This window comes from Gimesia maris, assembly GCF_008298035.1.
GTDB lineage: Bacteria > Planctomycetota > Planctomycetia > Planctomycetales > Planctomycetaceae > Gimesia > Gimesia maris.
In genome coordinates this window covers 3,320,171-3,325,202 of sequence record NZ_CP042910.1, presented here as the reverse complement: position 1 = coordinate 3,325,202, position 5,032 = coordinate 3,320,171, and the positions used below count along the sequence as shown (strand labels likewise).

The window sequence follows — 5,032 nt, the reverse complement described above, 5'->3', positions numbered from 1 at the left end:
ATAAGATAGGAGTCATTGAAATATGAGTACAGGTTTGTCGGGATTTTCGATTGACCTTGAAAGAATTAGGAACTTTGAGGGTGATGAAGCAAAAGAGTATATTAATTTAATTCTTGAGGAAATGAAACGAGAAGAGGGGCTAAGCCCCGAAGATGAAGGTTCAAAAGAGTTCCTCGAAGCTTATAAAGATTATGAATTAAATTTGGAATATATTTTTGGTATCATAAATCAGTCTAATCAGTTCAACTCTCTACCATTAACAATATGCTGGAAGATTTGTGATCTCTTTGGAACAGAGCTTGATACTGAAGTCTACTCAATGCCACCAATTCGTGATTTAGGGTTCAAAACAAGTAAACTGAACGGGAGCTATAATACCCCGTTTGGATTTTCACCTGGAGATGAAAATATAGGGTATTTGACTTTAGAAGAAATCCAAGAAGAAAGAAAACAGTTAAAAGGCTGCCTGCAAGAATCTTTTGAACAAGCATCCGATATCATATGGATGCTTAACCCTCAGCAAATTGAGGAGGAAAAAGAAGAATGGAATAACATAATTTTACCAGCGAGAAAAACTTATCTAGACTGGTTAGATTATTGCATTCGTGAGGGAACGGATTTACTTATTATTGAGACTTAATAAAGTTGTCCCGTATGGCGTATGGTCAATTTACTTAGCCGCACGATAAGGTAACCGTACACCAGAACCATTGTAGGCGCAGGGTTTAAAATCTCGGGTTTCCTCACGTTTCCCACACAGGAGATCCCATGATCCAAAACAATTTGAGCGAAACCGCCCAAGTCTGGGCAGACCGACTGGAGCGATTCGACCAGGCTGACATCACCGTCGCGCAGTTCTGCCAAAACGAAAACGTCTCAAAAGCGTCCTACTATTACTGCCGGCGGAAGATCCGCGATACCACCAGGACAGACCATCAACGGCTTCGCGAAAGCACGTCTGCCCCTCCTCGACAGACTGCCAGAAAGCCGGCAGGTTTCCTGCCCGTCACGCTTGCAGCGCCCTCACCGGCCACTGTCATGGCGGTCGATCTGCCGGGCGGCATTCGTATTCGATTCGAGATCCCGGCCTGTAATCAGGAAGCCCGCTCATGATGGGTCTGCCCAGCGGCACGCCCATCTACCTGTGCACCGAGCCGGTAGATTTTCGCAATTATGCGGTCAAGGTATTTATGCGGAGCTGGAGCACCGTAAGTGTTTCAAGGAGGTGGTCGAGGCTGGTTCGTTCTCTGCATAACTGGATGCCTTTCTTAGGAAGATCGAAGCATTGCGAGAAGCTGGTCAGGCGCCTTGAATCGTCCCCTCCGTAATGACGGCGCGATGCCAGCTTCCAGAGCGTCGAGCTTGTCTGTCGGATCTGCCCGTAGATAGACCTCCGTGGACTTTACGCTCGCGTGACCCAACCATAGCGAGACCTTGCGGACGTCATGAGTGGCCTGGAGTGAATGCATCGCGCAAGTGTGGCGCAGCACGTGACGTCCTATATCGCTCGGCAGCGAAGCAGAGCAGCAGCTGGAACGAATACGCATAGGCGTCACAGGTGTGGGCGCTACATCCTCTTGCATGGGGTAAATACTCTCGTAGAAAGGTTGTCAGGTGACCTGGCACGCCGCGCCACCGTTCAGCGAATCGTATTGCATAACAGTTTTTGCAACCGGCTGTGATGGGCGTACACCATGCGGTGCCCCGGAAAGTATTTAGTCTATGCTCTATCCTGCTGTGGACTGAAAATCTTCAGATCGGGCTGACGGTGTTCGCCCGGGAGCAGTTTCTTGATCTGGCAATACTGCTTGATCGCTGATGTGTACCTGCGTTGAGCGGATTCAAGACGTTTTATCATCAATGTGCTCTGGCCAGCGGTTCTGTTGGTGGCATCAGCGTCGACACTCATCAGGTAATGCATTTCCAGCCAGGTGGCTCGAATCACATCTGCGAGCATCTGACCAAAGATATGATCAGAGTCGCCTAAAATCTCCTGTTTGAGCGCAGCCAGTTTTTTCTGAAGTGATTCCTGGATCATGGAGTCGCCGTTCGCAATCAGTGTGATCCACGCCTTCTCAGCGATCTTGGCAACGTCTCCTACTTCATTCCAGATCTGAGGTTGCTGATCGAGAAACTTCCGTAACAACCTGAGGGCGTTCTGATCACCTGCATTCGCTTTCTTGATGACCGATTCCAGGGCCTTCTTCTTAAGTATATCGGGGGATTTTGTTGATTCAGTCATACTGCTTTCCGCCTCCTCCATTCATGTCCTTTGTGGAGATAGTAGCCAGCGTTGATAAGAAGCGCCCTGTGCAGCAGCGTGACAAGCGATGCTGATTCAGCTGTGTGTCGCGATGCCTGCTCGGCCTGGGACAGTTTGGTTTCCCAGTACTGCTGGTCACGCTGCTGTTTCAAACGGCGTTCCTGGTCCTGATATTCTGCTTCTACTCCCTTTTGTCCCCGGCCCACATAAACTTTTACCGGTTTTCCATTTACACGTCGGCTTCTGTAAAAATACGCGAGTCCGCTTTCTTTGACATCCCAGCTCAATGTAGTTCTCCATAGTGTTGCAATACGCTTTTTTCCTGTTCCCAGGTTTATTCAGTAGATAAGGCATGATGATGGTTTAAGGTGATTTTGATTCCAAGGCTTGCAGTTTTTGTCGGATCTTGCTGATTTCCTTTGCTGGAGAACGACGCGCTGTTTTGCGAGGTTTCCGCTTAAAGGGTTCATTCTTAATCTTGCCCATCAAATGAAGGTATGCAAACTTGATGCGGTCTCTCTTGTATATCTGAACGGCTTCATTTTTCTCTTCTGTGGTAGGTAATTCCTGGGTTAAATTAAAGTAATCCACAAATTCGTGCTCCCACCTGTCATTGGACAGAAAGTTCGGGAAAATAGATTCTGCTATCAAGCCCTGTAGTCCCAGATCTACGCGAGAAGCGGGGCGTAAATAAATACTCAGAGTTGGCTTGTCATCTGGCTTAAGTTCATCATAGTACGACTGAATCACCCAGTTCAATATTTCATTTGGCACCATCAAACCAAACCGATTCCACATCTGCCGCAGGTTGTGATCACGGTATCCGTAAAAGTGCGGCTGACCAACTGCATGCTTGAGCAACCAGTCAGAGGCATGAGAGAAGTCACGCACGCAGAAGAATAGATCGGCATAAACCTGGATAACTTCCGGTGTGCATTTACAGAACCCTGCAATCTCGGAGTCAGACTGCCCACATAGAATCCTCGCCTCCAGTTCTGCACGCCTCAATCCGTCTTCCTGAAAAATCTGAAGGGAAGTATGAATTTCGGGGAATTGCGACGTATCCCCGGTTTTGAGATAGGTTAATACATCCCGGGTTATCTGGTCCTCAGGTATTTCGTCGCGGTCTGGTTCATTGAAAAGCTGTTCTGCGACTTCCCATCTCCAGCAGGGACGGGTAAACGGATCAATTTTTACAGTGGCGTTTGTTCTTATCATCTTAGATTCCTTTCTAAGGTTAAGGTCGAATTCACGAATTAATTATTCGACTTGAATACGATCAAGTCAGATTATATGTCACTGGGAATGTGCTAACCAGATGTAGTCACGTATCAGGCACCTGCCTGCCCCTCGAAGGGGATCAGACAACAACGGGTATTCGAATATGTCCTGGATGTACTGTGGCGTTCAGAGACGCTCCTGGCCGGCCAGGAAGGAGCATGAAGCTGATCGCCTGGAGCAGGGACGTGCTGAACAGGAAGGGCCTATCTGCAGCGGCACAGGCACGATCCTTCAGGTTCTGATGTGCTTGCCGTTATACCGGTCATAGTATTCCTGCAGACGCCGTCCCTGGTCGCTCAGTTCCGCCTCTGCGGGCTTATGACCACGTCCGACCTTATTCCTTTGATATTTTCCCGCCATTACCGTGGTTGCGGTAATGATACTTCTAGTTGCCGTTCTTCGGATCTCACCTCATAAGTTTCTCCTGGAATATGTATGCACTACGAATTTTAGGATTCCCCAGTATTGACCTGGGAGACAGGGCAACATGGGGGGCGTATAGCTTAAATTCTGGTTGCCTTCTGTAAGTCCAGTATTTGAAGAATGTTCTCTATCTCTTCTGTCGGAGATTCTTTAATGGGCAGATTACAATCCCAGACGGCGGCCGTCACTTTCAGACCTGAAGTCAAGACACCGTAAGCAACTTTGATCTGGGTCTGATAATCTTGGGACGGAGGTATCTGCAGTTCTTTAGAGATCGGCACCCCCAGGATGGACTGATAGTAGCGCAGGAATACACGATCCCACTGATACAGTGGCGGGAAGTACGGAGTCACACAGTCCGCGATCATGGCCTGTAAGTCAGGATGAACGTGGGAACCGGGATGGAGATAGACGGACAAGCCGCTAGCATCGGTATTCTGGAGTTCTTCGTAGTAGGCCCCGATGACTTCATGAAGTACTTCAGTTATTCCATGAAGGGCAAACCAGGCCCAGAGCTGTCTGAGATGATGATCCTTGAAACCTGTAAAGTGAGGTGGCCCCACCGTGTGCTTCAGTAGCCAGTCGGAAGGGGTATCCCGATGACGCACGTTAAAGAATAAATATTCATAGACATTTACAACTTCCGGGGAAAGATCACAGTACTCGGCGATCTCTGCATCAGATTCTCCTACCAGAATAAGTGCTTCCAACTCAGCACGGCTAAGACAGTCTTGCTGGAAAATCTGGCAGGCTTCATGGATTTCCGGATACAGGGCATCGTCTTGGGACTTTAGATAGTCAACAGCATCCTGAGTGATCTGGTCTTCCGGAATGTAATCCGCCTGCGACGATTCACTGAATTCGCAGGCCATTTTCCATCGCTGACACGGCGGTGCGAACAGGCTCATCTGAGGGAGTTCATTAGTGAATGACATCTCGTACTCCTTTGTATGTCTACTACAAATTGGTCAGGCACTTTTTTGATTTCGTAAAGTGCAAACCCACATTGTATGACAGGTCAACTGGACCAGCTAGATGACCTCTTTTGATAGAAGCGTTTCAGAG

General features: G+C 48.3%; 8 protein-coding genes and 1 pseudogene. 2 read left to right on the top strand and 7 right to left on the bottom strand.

The genetic code is table 11. From position 1 onward, the window contains the following. Positions 1-22: 22 nt before the first annotated feature. A complete protein-coding gene (locus tag GmarT_RS12415) occupies positions 23-640 on the top strand; it encodes a hypothetical protein (protein WP_002646194.1) in 618 nt (205 codons plus the stop codon). Between the two features lie 128 nt (positions 641-768). Beyond that, the gene (gene tnpA / locus GmarT_RS12410; protein WP_002646195.1) at positions 769-1,113 is read left to right on the top strand and encodes an IS66 family insertion sequence element accessory protein TnpA; all 345 of its coding nucleotides are present in this window, start codon (positions 769-771) and stop codon (positions 1,111-1,113) included. A gap of 155 nt (positions 1,114-1,268) precedes the next feature. Here tnpA and GmarT_RS30350 read toward each other — a convergent pair. From GmarT_RS30350 to GmarT_RS12385, 7 genes and pseudogenes are all read right to left on the bottom strand, one after another. Then, positions 1,269-1,496 (bottom strand): annotated as a pseudogene (locus GmarT_RS30350) (tyrosine-type recombinase/integrase); the annotation flags it as partial. After that, a complete protein-coding gene (locus GmarT_RS30525) occupies positions 1,444-1,683 on the bottom strand; it encodes a hypothetical protein (protein ID WP_498072120.1) in 240 nt (79 codons plus the stop codon). The gene GmarT_RS30525 and the pseudogene GmarT_RS30350, both read right to left, overlap by 53 nt. Before the next feature lie 37 nt (positions 1,684-1,720). Continuing rightward, a complete protein-coding gene (locus GmarT_RS12400) occupies positions 1,721-2,242 on the bottom strand; it encodes a hypothetical protein (protein ID WP_002646196.1) in 522 nt (173 codons plus the stop codon). Continuing rightward, positions 2,239-2,550: a hypothetical protein gene (locus GmarT_RS12395; RefSeq protein ID WP_002646197.1), complete on the bottom strand. Its 312-nt coding sequence runs from the start codon at positions 2,548-2,550 to the stop codon at positions 2,239-2,241. The genes GmarT_RS12400 and GmarT_RS12395 overlap by 4 nt, the downstream gene beginning before the upstream one ends. 76 nt (positions 2,551-2,626) lie before the next feature. Continuing rightward, positions 2,627-3,271, bottom strand: a complete 645-nt coding sequence (locus tag GmarT_RS12390) for a hypothetical protein (protein ID WP_149302778.1) — start codon at positions 3,269-3,271, stop codon at positions 2,627-2,629. A 504-nt stretch (positions 3,272-3,775) separates the two neighbouring features. Further along, positions 3,776-3,904, bottom strand: coding sequence for a hypothetical protein (locus GmarT_RS30225; RefSeq protein WP_261337830.1), 129 nt, complete (start codon positions 3,902-3,904; stop codon positions 3,776-3,778). A 143-nt stretch (positions 3,905-4,047) separates the two neighbouring features. Beyond that, positions 4,048-4,902: a response regulator transcription factor gene (locus GmarT_RS12385; RefSeq protein ID WP_002646200.1), complete on the bottom strand. Its 855-nt coding sequence runs from the start codon at positions 4,900-4,902 to the stop codon at positions 4,048-4,050. Positions 4,903-5,032 lie beyond the last annotated feature (130 nt).

Coding starts and splice junctions, on each gene's coding strand:
- GmarT_RS12415 (WP_002646194.1), top strand. CDS start 23: ATGAGTACAGGTTTGTCGGGATTTTCGATTGACCTTGAAAGAATTAGG.
- tnpA (WP_002646195.1), top strand. CDS start 769: ATGATCCAAAACAATTTGAGCGAAACCGCCCAAGTCTGGGCAGACCGA.
- GmarT_RS12400 (WP_002646196.1), bottom strand. CDS start 2,242: ATGACTGAATCAACAAAATCCCCCGATATACTTAAGAAGAAGGCCCTG.
- GmarT_RS30225 (WP_261337830.1), bottom strand. CDS start 3,904: ATGGCGGGAAAATATCAAAGGAATAAGGTCGGACGTGGTCATAAGCCC.
- GmarT_RS12385 (WP_002646200.1), bottom strand. CDS start 4,902: ATGTCATTCACTAATGAACTCCCTCAGATGAGCCTGTTCGCACCGCCG.